We start from the raw sequence: 14,487 nt of genomic DNA, 5'->3' as shown, positions 1-14,487 counted from the left end.
GCCACCAGGGCTGCTGCCTCCAGGAAGGAACCATGTTCAACCGCTCTACGCACCGCACAGCACTCGTCGCCGGCTCGCTGGCCGTCGCCCTCGGCCTCGCCGCCTGCTCCTCTGACAGCGACGCCTCCGACGCCCCGCGTCTGGACAACGGAGACCTCGAGACCATCTCGATCGGTGTCCACACAGGCTGGGACGAGGGCATCGCCGTCTCGCACCTGTTCAAGGTCATGCTCGAGGACGAGGGCTACACCGTCGACACGACCGAGGCCGAGGCCGGCGTCGTCTACACCGGGCTCACCGGTGGCGACTTCGACGTGAACTTCGACATGTGGCTGCCGAACACGCATGAGGACTACCTGAAGCAGTACGGCGACAAGATGGAGATGCTGGGCGTCTGGTACGACGACGCGAAGCTCACCATCGCCGTCAACGAGGACTCCCCCATCACCTCGCTCGACGAGCTCGCCGCGCAGGCCGACACCGTGGGCAACCGCATCGTCGGCATCGAGTCGGGCGCTGGCCTGACCCGTGTGACGCAGGACGACGTGATCCCGGGCTACGGCCTCGAGGACATGGAGTTCATCGTCTCGTCCACCCCCGCGATGCTCGCCGAGCTCAAGGGCGCGACCGACGCGGGCGAAGACATCGCCGTGACGCTGTGGCGTCCGCACTGGGCCTACGACGCGTACCCCGTCCGCGACCTCGAGGACCCGAAGGGCCTGCTCGGTGAGGCCGAGGAGATCAACTCGGTCGGCCGCGAGGACTTCGCCAAGGACTACCCGACCGCAGCATCGTGGATCGGCGCCTTCAAGCTGACCGACGAGCAGCTGTTCTCGCTCGAGAACATCATGTTCAACGAGAACAACGGCTCTGACCCGGACGCCTCCGCCAAGGAGTGGCTCGAGCAGAACCCGACCTTCGTCGACGACCTCAAGGCCGCAGCCGAGGCCTGAGCACCACCTGACGGACAGGTGCGCTGAGCACCCGTCCTGAACGCACGAGGCCGGTCTCCCCTGGTGGGGAGACCGGCCTCGTGCGTTCTCTCGTGCGGTCTGGCACCCAGGTCGTCCTCCGTACAGCGAGGTCGTACAGACACGCCAGATCAGGCCGCCCGAGGCGATCTTCCGGCGTGTCCGTACGACCTCGCGGGAGACCATGCGACCTCGTGGGCGTCAGTGCGACCTCGCGGTCCTCCGCGGGGTTGAACCGGGACCGAGTCAGCGGAGGCTGCTCAGAGAGCTGTCAGGGAGCCGTGGTCCCGCGCAGCGTGCCGGCGGCGTCGCGGAGGTCGGGCTCGAGGTAGATGCGCATCGTCAGTCCCGGGACCGCTGCACGCACGCGTGACTCGGCCTCGTCGATCGCGTCGGCGACCTCGCTCGCGCTCTCGGTCGTGTCGACCTCGATCTTCGCGGCGACCAGCAGCTCTTCAGGGCCGAGGTGGAGCGTCTTGAGGTGGATCACCGACGGCACGCCAGGTCCCACGAGCGCCTTCTCGATCGCCGCGACGGCGTCCTTCGAGGCGGACTCCCCGAGCAGGAGCGACTTGGTCTCGAGGGCGAGCACCACGGCGATGAGCACGAGCAGCACACCGATGCAGGCAGTCCCGGCAGCGTCGTAGCGACCGTCACCGGTCACCAGGGTCATCCCGACACCACCGAGGGCGAGCACGAGGCCGACGAGCGCGCCGAAGTCCTCGAGCAGGACGACGGGGAGCTCGGGGGCCTTCGCGGTGCGGATGAACTGGCTCCACGTCTGCTTGCCCCGCACGAGGTTCGACTCGTGGACAGCGGTCCGGAAGGAGAACCCCTCCATGCCGATCGCAGCGACCAGCACGACGACGGGCACCCAGTGCCAGGAGTCGATCCCGTGAGGGTCGGAGAACTTGTGGTACGCCTCGTAGAGAGCGAAGAGGCCACCGAGGCTGAACAGCACGATCGAGACGATGAAGGCGTAGATGTACCGCTCGCGCCCGTAGCCGAAGGGGTGCTGGGCGTCGGCCTCGCGGCGCGCACGCTTGCCACCGACGAGCAGCAGCGCCTGGTTTCCCGAGTCTGCGAGCGAGTGGACCGACTCCGCGAGCATCGAGGAGGAGTGCGTCAGCAGGTACGCGACGAACTTCGTGACCGCGATACCGAGGTTCGCGGCCAGAGCCGCGACGATCGCCTTGGAACCACCGTGTGCTGACATCGTGCCTCATCGTCCTGGTACGACGCGCGGGGCCACCGTCTTGGGCCGTCTCACGCGGCAGCGCCGTGCTGCGGCGTCAAACCTACTCTGCCGCCGAGAGGTCGACGACCCGAGCGCAGGAGCGTGTCAGTCCGCGAGCCTGCGCAGCGCCCCGCCCTTGTGTGCGGCGTGCGCACCGGTCTTCTCCGACTCGACGACGAAGGCGGGCTCGTCCTGCGAGGCGGTGAACTTCTGACCGGCCAGCTGGAAGTCGGCGGTCTTGCGCTCGACGACCTTCCCCTGGGTCCGCCCCTGAGGGGTGCCCCACGACACCCGGTCTCCGACCTTCAACGGCTCGGCCATGTGCTCGTCCCCTCGCTGGTCCTCGTCGGTCCTCGTCGGTCCGCGCCGGCGCGTCGCGTCGGTCTCGGACCAGTCGACCACGGCGGTCGCCGACCTGCAGCGCGAGGGCAGCCGCCCCGCAGCGCGGGGGCTGACGTCCACCCCCGCGCGCAGCGTCGTCAGACCAGCGCCTCGGACTCCTCCCAGAGCCGCGCGGCGAGGTCCGCGTCGAGCGAGAGCGGGTTGACGTTCTTCGCGATCTCCTTCGACTCGTAGTAGGCCCCGGGGGTGAAGGTGACGCCAGGTGTCCCCTCCGCGAGCCAGACGAGCTCGTCGGCAGCCTTGTCGGGCTTGATGGTGAAGAGTCGCTTGAGCGGCGTGTGGTACAGGAACCGCATGAGGTGCGTCGTGTCGCTCGCGAAGCTCGTCGCGACGACACCCGGGTGGAAGGCCACGGCCGAGATCCCCTGGTCGCCGTAGCGTCTCTGCAGCTCGGAGGTGAAGAGGATGTTCGCGAGCTTGCCGTTGCCGTAGGCCGCCTGCGGGGAGTACGCATGCTCGCCCTGCAGGTCGCCGATGTCGAACTTCGCGAAGACCCGGGCCGCGATGCTCGCGGTCTGGATCACGGTGGCCCTGCCTGCGACGAGCGAGGGCAGGAGCAGCTGCGTCAGCAGGAAGGGCGCGAGGTGGTTCACCTGGAAGGTCTTCTCGTACCCGTCGACGGTCGTCTGACGGGCCCCCATGATCCCGCCGGCGTTGTTGGCGAGCACCTCGATCTGCGGGTACGCCTCCAGCAGGTCGCCGGCCAGCCGGCGGACCTGGGAGAGGTCGGCGAAGTCGGCGAGGTGGTGGTCGGCGCCGATCTCGTCGGCGACGGCGCGGGTGCGCTCGGGCGAGCGGCCCACGACGACCACCCGCTCCCCCGAGGCGGCGAGCCGGCGCGCCGCAGCGGCACCGATCCCGTCGCTGGCACCGGTGACGACGATGGTCTTCGGCACGGCCTAGAGCCTGCGCGCGTCGTCGACGAGCAGCACCGGGATGCCCTCGCGGACCGGGTAGGCGAGCGGCTCGTGCTCGGCCGTCGAGTGGAGCTCGGGCGAGCCGTCAGGGCCGACGCCGTCGACGAGGGTCGCCCCGCTCACCGGGCAGCGCAAGATCTCGCGCACCCACGGGTCGATCGGGAAGGGGCTCCCCGTGCCTGCCGCCTGCGCGCCGGGCTGCTGCGTGCTCATGCCGTCACCTCGTCCGTCTCGTCCTGCTGTGCGGTCGTCGTCGAGCCTGCGGAGTCTGCCGCGCGGACGAGCGAGAGCACGTCGTCGCGGACCTTCTCCATGATGTCTTCGTCCTCGGCCTCGACGTTGAGGCGCAGCAGCGGCTCGGTGTTCGAGGCACGCAGGCTGAACCACCAGCGGGGACGCTCGTCCCAGTGCGTGACCGTGAGGCCGTCGAGCTCGTCGACCGTGACAGGCCCGGCGCCCTCCTCGGTGACGTAGGCCTGGACGACGCGCTCCCGCGCCGCCGCGACGTCGTCGACCGAGGAGTTGATCTCCCCGCTGGCCGAGTACGGCTCGTAGGCGAGGGCGAGGTCGGAGAGCGGGTGCGGCTGCTCGCCGAGCGCCGCGAGGACGTGCAGGGCGGCGAGCATGCCGGTGTCGGCGAAGAAGAAGTCGCGGAAGTAGTAGTGCGCGCTGTGCTCGCCGCCGAAGACGGCGTCGTGCTCGGCCATCTTCGCCTTGATGAAGGAGTGGCCCACGCGGGTCCGCACCACCGTGGCGCCGGCGGCGGAGAGCACGTCGGGCACGGCCCGCGACGTGATGAGGTTGTGGATCACCGTGGGGGTGCGCCCTTCCGCGAGCTCGCGGGCGACCTCGCGCAGCCCGACGAGCGCGGTGATAGCCGAGGGGCTCACAGCCTGGCCCTGCTCGTCGACAACGAAGCACCTGTCGGCGTCGCCGTCGAAGGCAAGACCGAGGTCCGCGCCGTGCTCGACCACGGCGGCCTGCAGGTCGACGAGGTTCTTCGGGTCGAGGGGGTTCGCCTCGTGGTTCGGGAAGGTCCCGTCGAGCTCGAAGTACAGCGGCACGATCTCGAGCGGCAGGGCCGGCAGCCCGGCGGCGGTCTCGAGGACCGCCGGGACCGTGTAGCCACCCATGCCGTTGCCGGCGTCGACCACGACCTTGAGCGGGCGGATGCCGGAGATGTCGACGAGCCCGCGCAAGAACGCCGCGTAGTCGCCGAGGGTCGAGCGCTCGCTCGTCTGGCCGAGCTCGGTCGCCGGGCCGGGCAGGCCGTAGCCGAGGTACTGCTCGGCGAGGACCTTGATCTCGGCGAGACCGGAGTCCTGACCGACAGGTCGCGCGCCCGCACGGCACAGCTTGATGCCGTTGTAGCGGGCCGGGTTGTGGCTGGCTGTGAACATCGCACCCGGGACGCCGAGCACACCGGAGGCGTGGTACAGACCGTCGGTCGAGCACAGACCGATCTGCACGACGTCGACCCCTGCGGCCACGAGACCGCGCGAGAAGGCCTCGACGAGCTCAGGACCAGAGTCGCGCATGTCGTGACCGACGGCGACCGTCGGACGGCGGCGCGTGCCCGTGGCAGCCGCAGTGCCCAGGACAGACTCGCTCGGCGTCGCGTCAGCCGCGTCGCCCGCGTCGGGGATCACGACGACTGTCGCGAAGGCCGCGCCGATGGCCTCGGCCACCGCCGGGCTGAAGGGCTCGGGCACCACACCGCGCACGTCGTAGGACTTGATGAGGTCCGAGAGGTCGACCGGAGCCGGGCCGTCAGACGCGAGAGTGGAGTCACGGGGTTCCATGAGCACCAATCCTACGTGTCGCTCCCCAGCACGGAGTCCCTGTCGAGGGGGCGGCCGTCGGCGGCTGCGTACCAGCCCGTGCGCTCGCAGTCGTGGCAGGAGAGGAACACCGCGGGGACCCCTGAGCCGCTGACCGACAGGCGGGTGAGCGAAGACGAGGCGCAGCCGGGGCACGAGGTCGGCCCGGGCGCGGCTGTGCGCGGCTGGCTCAGCGAGCCGAGCGGGACGTCTGGCGCCGGAGCCTTGCGGCGCCGCCGCGGCGCGGCCGCACCACCGGTGTCAACCACGGCTGGTCAGCCTTCGCCGCGCAGGATGCGCAGGTGCCCGCGTCGCGCGACCTCGCCCGTCTGGACGGGCTCAGGGTCGGCCAGGTGCTTGGGCCGGCCGGCCTCACGGACAGCCTCGGCGAGGGCGACGAGGTCGTCGGGGGTCGGACCCTGGTCGACGTAGGCGGGCGCGAGGCGCACGACCTCCCAGCCGCGCGGCGCCGTCAGACGCTCCGAGTGCGTCTCGCAGAGGTCGTAGCTGTGCGGCTCCGCCATGTGCGCGAGCGGCCCGAGGACAGCCGTCGAGTCCGAGTACACATAGGTGAGCGTCGCCACTGCGGGTCGCGCGCAGGCGGTTCGGGAGCATTGGCGTACGGAGATCACACCGCAGACGGTACCTCCCACCACCGCTGCGCCATGCGTCCCACGCCGGACGTGACGGCCCTGACACCGTCGAGGGGGCCACCTTCACCCGCTCGGACGGACGGCGTCGCCGAGAACCGACCTCCGGTCCGGGGCGCCGCGCGGACGTCGCCACCCGCGGGTCGGTCCACAGGCAGGCTGCGGTCGTCCGTCTGCCGGCCCGGGCGGACCCGAGGGCTAGGCTGGGCAGCATGCGTGATCTCGTCCCGTCCGACCCGACCGTCCGGGGCAGCCGTCGTGACCGTCGCGGTCGTGGCATGCGCGGCCCTCTCCTGCCGATGTCCGTCCCCGCGCACCGCACCCGCGCCGAGCGCTTCGACGAGCACGTGCTCGCCACGGTCCAGCGCCTCGAGGCGTCGTGGGGCCGAGAGCTCACCGGGACCGAGTTCGCCGTCGAGGACGTCCCGCCCTCCGACCCGGCGCCGTGGGAGCACGGCGGCGTGCCGATGGGCCGCTACTTCCCGGCCGAGTCCGGGCAGCCCGGACGCATCCTCGTGTACAGGCGCCCCGTCGAGTCACGGGCAGTCGACGCGGCCGACCTCGCCGACCTGGTGCGCGACGTGGTCGTCGAGCAGGTCGCGCACATGCTGGCCCGCAGCCCTGAGGAGATCGACCCGCACTTCCGCGAGCCCGGCTGAGCGCAGCCTGGGTGAGCGCGGCCCGGGAGACTACGGTCCGGCTCGACCCGGTGAGGCGAGAACGAGCCCGGCGGCGCACAGCACGCGCAGGCCTGCAGGCCCGGCTACTCGCGCGGCAGCCCGACGGTCGGTGAGCGTCGCACGACGATCGCGTCCTGCGCCGCGCTCGGGACCGTCGGCAGCAGGGTGCTGATCGACCCTGTCACGCCGCTCGCCCGGGCGGTGAGGACCCAGGCCGCCACGGTCGAGGCCTGCGGGTCGGGCACGAAGCGAACGGCTCCGATCTCGGTGTCGTCGTCTCCCCGCGCTGCTGAGCTCTCGACGAGGTCGGCGAGGTCCACCGTCGTGGTCTGCCCGAGGGCGAGCTCGACGTCCTGGTCGACGATCAGGCGTCCGTCGGTCCCGTAGACCTCGAGGGTGCCCACCGTCGACGGGTCCCACGACGTCGGGTCGCCAGCTGTCGCGTCGGTGGTCGCCTGGTCCGTCGCGTCGTCACCAGCAGCGTCGTCAGCGGCATCGGCGGCGGCCTCCTCGTCGTAGACGATCGGGACCTGGTCGGCGAGCTCGGTGCTGCCGTCGACCTCAGCAGGCAGCGCGACGAGCGACACCGTCCCCTGCGTCCCGTCGGGCAGCACGACGCTGCTCGGGCTCGTCGCGCTGCCGCGCTGCGAGGCGATCCAAGTCCGGTCGACCGGTGTGCCGAGCAACGGCTCGTCGCGGTCGGCCTTCCCGGTCTGGGTCGTCACGGCACCGGCGACGACGGGTGCGTCGGACTGCACGACGACGGAATAGGTCCCTGCCGGCAGGCCGGACAGGCTCACGTCGGTCACGGTCCCGGCGACGAGGTCGGCGGTCTGCGCGCCGCGCAGCACACGCTGCCCGTCAGCACCCAAGACGATGATCGTCGCCGTGGCGTCGCCCTCGGGTGCGAGCAGACGGACCGAGGCCACGTCGTCGTCGCCGATCTCGGAGGCCTCGACGGTCAGCCCGGCGAGGGTCTGCGCCGTGGCCGGGGCCTCGCCGGCGACCACGAGGTCGACACCGCGGGCGGTCAGACCGTCCAGGACGGAGTGCTGGAGCGTCGCGGTGACGAGGGCCCCCGTCGAGCTGGCCCGGACGACGATGCCCCGCTGCTGGGCGGCGAGGCCCTCGACGAGCGTCGAGACTTGCTCGCCCGGGGGCACGAGATAGGTGGTGGGTCCAGCGGGGTCGATCGGCCCTGACGGTCCCCAGAGCTCAAGGGTCACGGTCGCCGGGGTGCGGCTCGGGTTCGCGAGGGTGAGACGGCTGCTCGACCCGAGCTCGGTGCCTCCCCCGACGAGCCACTGGTCCACCCCGGGCGCGGCACAGCTGGCCGCGGCGAGGCCGCGGAGGTCACCCGAGGTGGTGAGCGAGGACGCGCTCGCCGAGGTGTCGGACCCGTCGCCGGCTGACGTCGTCGAGCGCACGGCCTCTGCGCTGCCGCTCTGCTCGAGGAGCGCGTAGGCGCTCGGATCGGCGCCCTGGACCGTCCGCTCGGGCCCCGCCGCGCTGCCTGTCGAGAGCGGGCTGAGCACGGAGGTGGTGGCGGAGCCGAAGGCCGCGACCTGGAGGGTCGAGGCGGTCTCGACAGGCGTCGAGCCGAACTCGCTGTCACCTGTCGTGCCAGGGTCGGCCAGGGTCACCGGAGCTGGGCAGACGAGCGTGGCCGTGCGTGCCTCGACCGCGACCTGCTCGCCTGCGGGGACGTCGAGGGCACCTGCGGACCAGAGGTCGTCGCCGAAGGCGGCGAGGGAGCCCGTGACCGCGACGACCGCGAGGCTCGCGACCACGGCACGCGTGGCAGACCTGCGGCGCAGGCGGCGCTCGGGTGTGGTGCGCGGGCTCATCGGGCCCCTCCTCGACGACGACGGACCGGCAGGGCGAGCAGCACGAAGACCACGAGCACGGTGCCCTGCAGGATCAACCACGGTGCACGGCTGGCTCGCTCGTACTCGACCACGAGATGACCGCCGGCAGCGCCGAGCTCGAAGGCAGGCTGCTCGTCGCCGACCGACCGCAGCGGCTGCCCGTCGAGCGTCGCACGCCACCCCGGCGCGTAGTTCTCGGCCAGCACGACCACGCGCCCCGCAGCACCGGCAGGCACCTCGACGTCGACACGCAGCGGCTCTGCAGCCAGGACACCTGACGGCACGAGGGTCCCGCTCTCGTCCGGGCTGTAGACGTCGGCCCACCCGGGCTGGAGCGCGGTCTCGGCCGAGCCGTCGGGTGCGACCCGCCAGATCGTGCCCGACTCGTTCTCGGTGATCCGCTCGAGACCGGCGACGGTGTCGATGCGGCTGACGAGCTCGGCCCTGGCGAGGTCAGGGGACGGCGGCACGAGGACAGCGCCGATCCCCGCCTCGCCGAGGACCGCGACCTGGTCGCCGTCGAGCCCTGCAGACAGCTGGGCGACAGGCTCGGCGAGGCTGTCGGGACGGTTCGTCAGACGGGCGACGTCGACGACCACCGAGGAGTCGACGAGCTGGGGTCCGTCGTCGTGGAGCAGCTGGTAGTGGACCGAGCCGTCGGCGCCGACCTCGAGGGCGAGCACCCGGGCCTGGCGACCGGAGTCCTGCATCTGCTGACCGACGGCCGGCACGATCGCCCGGTCGAGCGACTGCACGAGCACCGGGCTGTCGTCGCTGCGGGCCTGGACGGTCCATGCCGTGAGCCCCGCGAGCGGGACGGCAGCCAACACTGTCGCGAGCGCGCCGACGGCCACCTGCCGCCAGCCGAAGGTGTGACTCACAGCCTTCTCGCTGAGACCGTCGAGCCCGAGGAGGGCAGCGGCGAGCAGACCCAGGGTCATGAGCGAGAGCCCTGCGCCGGGCCATCCCGTCACGGCGCCGTCGACCCCTGCGGCGACGACTGTCGCACCGGAGACGAGTGCTGTCGCCAGACCGAGGGCTGCGACAGCCCAGCCGGCACGAGCGGCAGAGCCGCGTCCGCCCGAGCGGAGCAGACCGACGAGCGCAGCGAGCAGGAGCAGCCCGCCGAGCAGCCCCGGTGCGTACCGCCAGATCTCGGCCCACACGCCGTCTGCGACGAACCACGGACGAGCAGGACCAGGGAAGCCGAGCAGCTGCTGCCACGCGACGGGTGCCTGCGACGGCGTCGCGAGACCGGGGTCGCCGAGCAGGATGCGCCAGCCGCCGCTGTCCCAGGTCACCACGGCCCGGACCACGAGGGGCCCGAGGACCGCGAGGGCGGGCACGGGGACGAGCAGCAGCGGACGACGGTGCCGCGGTGCGGCAGCGGCGACGACGACCAGGGCCACGAGGATCGGCAGCATGAGCACAGGGGCTCCAGCGACGACCACCGCGCAGAGCAGGGCTGCGGCGCCGAGGGCCGCGAGAGAACCGCGGACCGGCGTGCGTGGTCCCGCAGAGGACGCCGGGCGGGGCGCGGCGTCGACGGGCGCGGCGTCGAGGCCCGTGCCGGCGCCGTCGTAGAGGTCGTCGGGGTCGTCGACAGTCACCGTGAGCGCGTCGGTCGACCGGCCGGCCGGGTGGGTGCCGACAGTCTCCTCAGCCGCGGTCTTCTCGACCGCACCAGCGGTCTCGCTCGCCTCAGCCGTCCCGCTGGCCTCAGCCGCCTCCTTCGCCTCAGCGGTCTCGGAGACGGCCGCAGCAGCCGCACGCGCGGCGAGTCGCTCGCGCTCCCGGTCCTGGAAGCGCTGGTCTGCGCGGGCCTGCGACCGCATGCGCAGCCGGCCCCACACGTCGGTGCGCTGGAGGCCGAGGGCTCGGACGAGAGCGAGGGCGAACCACGGGAGCGCGGCATGGGCGAGGATCGCACCGAGGCGCCCCTGCCCGACCGCCGCGAGCAGCGTCGGGGCGGCGACCCACACCAGGACCGCCCAGGACCGCAGGCTCAGCGACCGGGTCACGACGCCGGCCGCGAACCAGGCTCCGAGGCCCGACAGCACGAGCCCGGCGACGACGAGCAGGTTGACCGCGAGCTGGAGGTCGCCACCCGTGAGCGCGGTGACCGGGGCGATGGCTGTGAGCAGCGGGTCGGCCGGCGCCGAGGCACCGAGGCCGTCACGGACCCAGCCGCCGGAGATCGCCTGCCACAGGTCGGACCAGCCGCCGCGAGCCGGGAGCAGGGCGCCGCCGACGACGCGCCCCGTGCTGGTGAGGGTCGAGACCGCGGGTCCGAGGGCGACGACGGTCACGACGCAGAGCAGCAGCACCAGGCCGAGCAGCGTGAGTCGACGCCGCCTGCCGGTCTGCCGGATCTCGGCGCGGTCGAGGTCGTCGTTCCTGTGGAGCGCCTTGCGCCGGGCACGCGCGGCGAGCCTGCGGTCCTGGTGAGAGGTGATGACGTCACGAGTCGTGGCCAGCAGCGGGGCGAGGCGTCGGCGCGGCACCGAGCTGGTGCGGGCCGCGACAGTCCGCGCCCTGATGGTCCGCGGGGTCCGGCCGACGAGCCACAGCGGCGCCCAGATCTCCTCGAGCGCCTGGCCGGGCTGCTTGACGGCGATCCTGTAGAGCGCGCGGACCGGACCGGCGACCACGGCGAGGACGAGGAAGAACGGCAGCACGACGACGGGCAGCGTCGAGGCGAGGAAGAACAGCTGGGACCGCAGGCGCGGCCCGAAGGACGGGTCCCCCGAGACGAGGCTGTCGGAGGCGCCTGCCGCGTCGGTGCGGGCACCGGCGGCGGTGCGGCTGCGCTCCCCGGTGAGGGACGCCCGGGCGTGGTGCACGACCGCCGTCGGCACCACGATCACCCGGTGACCGGCGCGGCGGGCGCGGTAGCAGAGGTCGAGGCTGTCGCCGAAGACGCCGTAGGTGGGGTCCGTCCCCCGGAGCTCGAGCCACACCGAGCGGCGCACGAGCGCGCCCGTGAGGCCGACCGCGAGGACGTCGTCGCGGGAGTCGTGCTGGCCCTGCTCGAGCTCGCCGTCTTCGACGCCTGTCATGCGGCGACCGCTGCGGGAGACCGTGTAGCCGACCTCGAGCAGCTCCTCGGGGGCGTCCCAGCGGACCTGCTTGGACCCGGCCACGGCGACGTTGCTCGTGTGCTCGAGGGCGCGCAGCAGGTGGTCGAGCGACCTGCGCTCCGGGGCGGAGTCGTCGTGGAACAGCCAGAGCCACGTGCTGTCGACGGCGGGGAGGTCGGCGAGCACCGCAGAGACGGCGGTCCCGAAGGAGCGAGCCCCGGGGACCCTGTGCACGACTACCTGGTCGGCGAGGTCGGGGGCGACCTGTGCGCTCGAGTCCTCGGAGGTGTCGGCGACGACGACCCGCGACGGAGCACGGTCGGCAGCCAGCACGGCGCGGAGGGAGGCGTCGAGATAGGGCGTGGTGCCACGGGTGACGAGGATCGCGGTCACGACCCCGGCGGGGGTGCGCTCCGCGGTCGGGTCCGCCGTGGGGAGAGGGCTCGGAGTTGTCATACCGTCGTCCATAGTGCCTCAACCGCCCGCAGACCGGCGGCGGCGAGCACGGCGCGGCGCGAGTCTGGGTGCTGCCTGTGGGGCGCCACGCACGCAGGTGCGTGCGGTCGAGGACGCGCCCCGGGGGAAGGGGTGGTTCAGACCGCGCGGCGCTTGAGCTTGCGGCGCTCGCGCTCGGAGAGCCCGCCCCAGATGCCGAAGCGCTCGTCGTTCTCGAGCGCGTAGTCGAGGCACTCGGACCTGACGTCGCAGCTCACGCAGACCTTCTTGGCCTCGCGGGTCGAGCCGCCCTTCTCGGGGAAGAACGCCTCGGGGTCGGTCTGGGCGCACAGTGCGCGCTCCTGCCACCCGATGATCGCCTCGTCGTCGGCGGCGCCGAAGAGCGGCAGCACAGGCGCGAGCGTCTGCGGTGCGTCCTCGGTCAGTCCCGCGTCAGTGGGGAAGTCTTTGTCCTCGTCGAGCAGGTCCCACATGGCACACCCCCTCCGGGCATCAGCAGTCGTCTCACGATCGGCAGCCGCGGCAGACGTATGAGCGTGATCTCGCTCACGTTCTCAGGGCGCACGGCGTGGACCGTTGACGTAAATTACACGCGTGTCACTTCTATGAGTCAAGCCGAGTTGTTCCGTTTAGGACATAGGGGCGGGTGAAGTTCCGCACACCCCCGCGATTCGTGGCCCGACTACGATCGTGCTATGCCGCACACTCTGCCCTCCCTCCTCGGCGCCCTGACGACCGAGCCCGGACGACCACGCCTGACCTGGTACGGAGACGGCGGCGAACGCATCGAGCTGTCGGGCGCGGTGCTCGTCAACTGGGTGTCCAAGACGACGAACCTGCTGGTCGAGGAGTTCGACGCCGAGCCGGGCACCGTGGTCGTGACCGACCTGCCGCCGCACTGGCGGACCCTCGTCTGGGCTCTCGCGACGTGGCGGGCCGGTGCTCACCTGCGCGTCGTGGACGACTCCTCGGACCCCGCCGCAGACCTCTCGGGCGCCGACGTCGTGGTCACCGCGACCCCCGACCGCTGGACTACGCCGGACGGCACACGTCCCCGTGGCACCGAGCTCGTCGCCGTCGCGCTGCCCGCGCTCGCCCGGAGCTTCGGCGCGGACCTCCCTCCCGGGACCGTCGACGCCGCGTCGGCCGTCATGACCTACGGCGACCAGGTCGGGTACGTCGCGCCGCTCGACGCGGACGAGACCGCCCTGAGCTCAGCGCGAGGCGACGTGGCCTTCGCCGCGCTGCTCGACTGGTCCCGGTCGCAGGTCGATCCCGTGATGCTCGGCGACCGGACCCTCGTGGCGGTGCCGGCGGGACCGGGAGCTGTCGTCAGCCTGCTCGCGACAGCGCTCGACGTGTGGGCCGCGGACGGGTCTCTCGTGCTCGTCCAGCCCGACGACGACGGCACCCTGCCGACCGACCGGCTGGCCCGCCTCGTGGAGACCGAGCGGGTCACGGCACAGCGCTGACCACCCGGTCAGGCGCACGCCGCGGCACGAAGTCGGGCAGACTGTGACGATGCGCGGAATCATCTTGGCCGGCGGGTCCGGCACCAGGCTCCACCCGATCACGCTCGGCGTCTCGAAGCAGCTCGTGCCCGTCTACGACAAGCCGATGATCTACTACCCTCTCTCGACGCTGATGCTCGCAGGGATCCGAGACGTCCTCGTCATCACGACCCCCCACGACGCCGAGCAGTTCCGGCGCCTGCTGGGCGACGGGTCGCAGTTCGGCATCTCGATCCAGTACACGGTCCAAGAGGTCCCTGACGGGCTGGCCCAGGCCTTCGTGCTCGGCGCAGACTTCATCGGCGACGACTCGGTCTCGCTCGTGCTCGGCGACAACATCTTCTACGGCCCCGGCCTGGGCAACCAGCTCTCGCGCTTCACCGACATCGACGGCGGCGCGGTCTTCGCCTACAGGGTGTCCGACCCCACCGCCTACGGCGTGGTCGAGTTCGACGACGCAGGCAAGGCGCTCTCGCTCGAGGAGAAGCCGACGCACCCCAAGAGCAGCTACGCGGTGCCCGGGCTGTACTTCTACGACAACGACGTCGTCGAGATCGCCCGGTCGCTCGCGCCCTCGCCCCGCGGGGAGTACGAGATCACCGACGTGAACCGCACGTACCTCGAGCAGGGGCGGCTGCAGGTCGAGGTGCTCCCGCGTGGGACCGCGTGGCTCGACACCGGGACCTTCGACTCGCTGCTCGAGGCGTCGGACTACGTCCGGACGATCGAGAACCGGCAGGGACTGAAGATCGGCGCTCCCGAGGAGATCGCCTGGCGCCGCGGGTTCCTCGACGACGAGGCGCTCGCCGAGCGCGCCCACGCGCTCGTCAAGTCCGGCTACGGCAGCTACCTGCTCGGGCTGCTGGAGGAGGGGCCCGGTCCGCGCTGACCGGCC

The 14,487-nt window shown here is 72.1% G+C and carries 14 protein-coding genes; 4 read left to right on the top strand and 10 right to left on the bottom strand.

The annotated features are described in order from the left end of the window. Positions 1–32 precede the first annotated feature (32 nt). The gene (locus ASG53_RS18540; RefSeq protein WP_056136830.1) at positions 33–953 is read left to right on the top strand and encodes a glycine betaine ABC transporter substrate-binding protein; all 921 of its coding nucleotides are present in this window, start codon (positions 33–35) and stop codon (positions 951–953) included. Positions 954–1,242: 289 nt separating this feature from the next. Here the strand turns inward: ASG53_RS18540 and ASG53_RS18535 are convergent, their stop codons facing one another. From ASG53_RS18535 to ASG53_RS18505, 7 genes are all read right to left on the bottom strand, one after another. Then, positions 1,243–2,187, bottom strand: a complete 945-nt coding sequence (locus ASG53_RS18535) for a cation diffusion facilitator family transporter (RefSeq protein WP_056136828.1) — start codon at positions 2,185–2,187, stop codon at positions 1,243–1,245. A gap of 126 nt (positions 2,188–2,313) precedes the next feature. Continuing rightward, on the bottom strand, positions 2,314–2,529 hold the full coding sequence (locus tag ASG53_RS18530; RefSeq protein WP_056137147.1) for a DUF2945 domain-containing protein: 216 nt from the start codon (positions 2,527–2,529) through the stop codon (positions 2,314–2,316). 158 nt (positions 2,530–2,687) lie between these two features. Beyond that, the gene (locus tag ASG53_RS18525; RefSeq protein WP_056136825.1) at positions 2,688–3,506 is read right to left on the bottom strand and encodes an SDR family NAD(P)-dependent oxidoreductase; all 819 of its coding nucleotides are present in this window, start codon (positions 3,504–3,506) and stop codon (positions 2,688–2,690) included. Positions 3,507–3,509: 3 nt separating this feature from the next. After that, positions 3,510–3,740, bottom strand: a complete 231-nt coding sequence (locus tag ASG53_RS18520) for a Trm112 family protein (RefSeq protein WP_056136823.1) — start codon at positions 3,738–3,740, stop codon at positions 3,510–3,512. Further along, the gene (locus ASG53_RS18515) at positions 3,737–5,329 is read right to left on the bottom strand and encodes a phosphomannomutase/phosphoglucomutase (RefSeq protein WP_056137146.1); all 1,593 of its coding nucleotides are present in this window, start codon (positions 5,327–5,329) and stop codon (positions 3,737–3,739) included. The genes ASG53_RS18520 and ASG53_RS18515 overlap by 4 nt, the downstream gene beginning before the upstream one ends. An 11-nt stretch (positions 5,330–5,340) precedes the next feature. Beyond that, entirely contained in the window at positions 5,341–5,616 is a 276-nt protein-coding gene (locus ASG53_RS18510) for a hypothetical protein (protein WP_056136821.1), read from the bottom strand. Positions 5,617–5,622: 6 nt separating this feature from the next. Further along, positions 5,623–5,979: a DUF3499 domain-containing protein gene (locus ASG53_RS18505; protein ID WP_056136819.1), complete on the bottom strand. Its 357-nt coding sequence runs from the start codon at positions 5,977–5,979 to the stop codon at positions 5,623–5,625. Between the two features lie 230 nt (positions 5,980–6,209). Here ASG53_RS18505 and ASG53_RS18500 point away from each other — a divergent pair, with 230 nt between their 5' ends. Continuing rightward, positions 6,210–6,656 carry a metallopeptidase family protein gene (locus ASG53_RS18500; protein WP_228087551.1) on the top strand — a complete coding sequence of 149 codons (447 nt, stop codon included), beginning with the start codon at positions 6,210–6,212 and terminating at the stop codon, positions 6,654–6,656. A 104-nt stretch (positions 6,657–6,760) separates the two neighbouring features. Here ASG53_RS18500 and ASG53_RS18495 read toward each other — a convergent pair whose 3' ends face one another. The 3 genes from ASG53_RS18495 to ASG53_RS20650 all read right to left on the bottom strand — a co-directional run bounded on the left by ASG53_RS18495 (position 6,761) and on the right by ASG53_RS20650 (position 12,554). After that, a complete protein-coding gene (locus ASG53_RS18495; RefSeq protein WP_056136817.1) occupies positions 6,761–8,524 on the bottom strand; it encodes a DUF5719 family protein in 1,764 nt (587 codons plus the stop codon). Then, positions 8,521–12,081 carry a glycosyltransferase family 2 protein gene (locus tag ASG53_RS18490; RefSeq protein WP_056136815.1) on the bottom strand — a complete coding sequence of 1,187 codons (3,561 nt, stop codon included), beginning with the start codon at positions 12,079–12,081 and terminating at the stop codon, positions 8,521–8,523. Before ASG53_RS18490 ends, ASG53_RS18495 begins: the two co-directional genes overlap by 4 nt. 137 nt (positions 12,082–12,218) lie before the next feature. Next, a complete protein-coding gene (locus tag ASG53_RS20650) occupies positions 12,219–12,554 on the bottom strand; it encodes a WhiB family transcriptional regulator (protein WP_056136813.1) in 336 nt (111 codons plus the stop codon). Between the two features lie 222 nt (positions 12,555–12,776). Between ASG53_RS20650 and ASG53_RS18480 the strand changes: the two genes are divergently transcribed. Further along, positions 12,777–13,553, top strand: a complete 777-nt coding sequence (locus tag ASG53_RS18480; RefSeq protein WP_056136811.1) for a TIGR03089 family protein — start codon at positions 12,777–12,779, stop codon at positions 13,551–13,553. 49 nt (positions 13,554–13,602) lie between these two features. Next, positions 13,603–14,481, top strand: a complete 879-nt coding sequence (gene rfbA / locus ASG53_RS18475) for a glucose-1-phosphate thymidylyltransferase RfbA (RefSeq protein WP_056137143.1) — start codon at positions 13,603–13,605, stop codon at positions 14,479–14,481. The last annotated feature ends 6 nt before the right edge of the window (positions 14,482–14,487 follow it).

The organism is Sanguibacter sp. Leaf3 (genome assembly GCF_001425965.1).
GTDB classification, from domain to species: domain Bacteria; phylum Actinomycetota; class Actinomycetes; order Actinomycetales; family Cellulomonadaceae; genus Sanguibacter; species Sanguibacter inulinus.
The sequence above is the reverse complement of the archived record's forward strand: the minus strand, read 5'-3'. Positions and strand labels throughout refer to the sequence as shown.

Bases quoted from the DNA above. Each gene is read 5' to 3' on its own strand.
- ASG53_RS18540 (WP_056136830.1), top strand. From the start codon at position 33: ATGTTCAACCGCTCTACGCACCGCACAGCACTCGTCGCCGGCTCGCTG.
- ASG53_RS18535 (WP_056136828.1), bottom strand. From the start codon at position 2,187: ATGTCAGCACACGGTGGTTCCAAGGCGATCGTCGCGGCTCTGGCCGCG.
- ASG53_RS18530 (WP_056137147.1), bottom strand. From the start codon at position 2,529: ATGGCCGAGCCGTTGAAGGTCGGAGACCGGGTGTCGTGGGGCACCCCT.
- ASG53_RS18520 (WP_056136823.1), bottom strand. From the start codon at position 3,740: ATGAGCACGCAGCAGCCCGGCGCGCAGGCGGCAGGCACGGGGAGCCCC.
- ASG53_RS18515 (WP_056137146.1), bottom strand. From the start codon at position 5,329: ATGGAACCCCGTGACTCCACTCTCGCGTCTGACGGCCCGGCTCCGGTC.
- ASG53_RS18500 (WP_228087551.1), top strand. From the start codon at position 6,210: ATGCGTGATCTCGTCCCGTCCGACCCGACCGTCCGGGGCAGCCGTCGT.
- ASG53_RS18495 (WP_056136817.1), bottom strand. From the start codon at position 8,524: ATGAGCCCGCGCACCACACCCGAGCGCCGCCTGCGCCGCAGGTCTGCC.
- ASG53_RS18490 (WP_056136815.1), bottom strand. From the start codon at position 12,081: ATGACAACTCCGAGCCCTCTCCCCACGGCGGACCCGACCGCGGAGCGC.
- ASG53_RS20650 (WP_056136813.1), bottom strand. From the start codon at position 12,554: ATGTGGGACCTGCTCGACGAGGACAAAGACTTCCCCACTGACGCGGGA.
- ASG53_RS18480 (WP_056136811.1), top strand. From the start codon at position 12,777: ATGCCGCACACTCTGCCCTCCCTCCTCGGCGCCCTGACGACCGAGCCC.
- rfbA (WP_056137143.1), top strand. From the start codon at position 13,603: ATGCGCGGAATCATCTTGGCCGGCGGGTCCGGCACCAGGCTCCACCCG.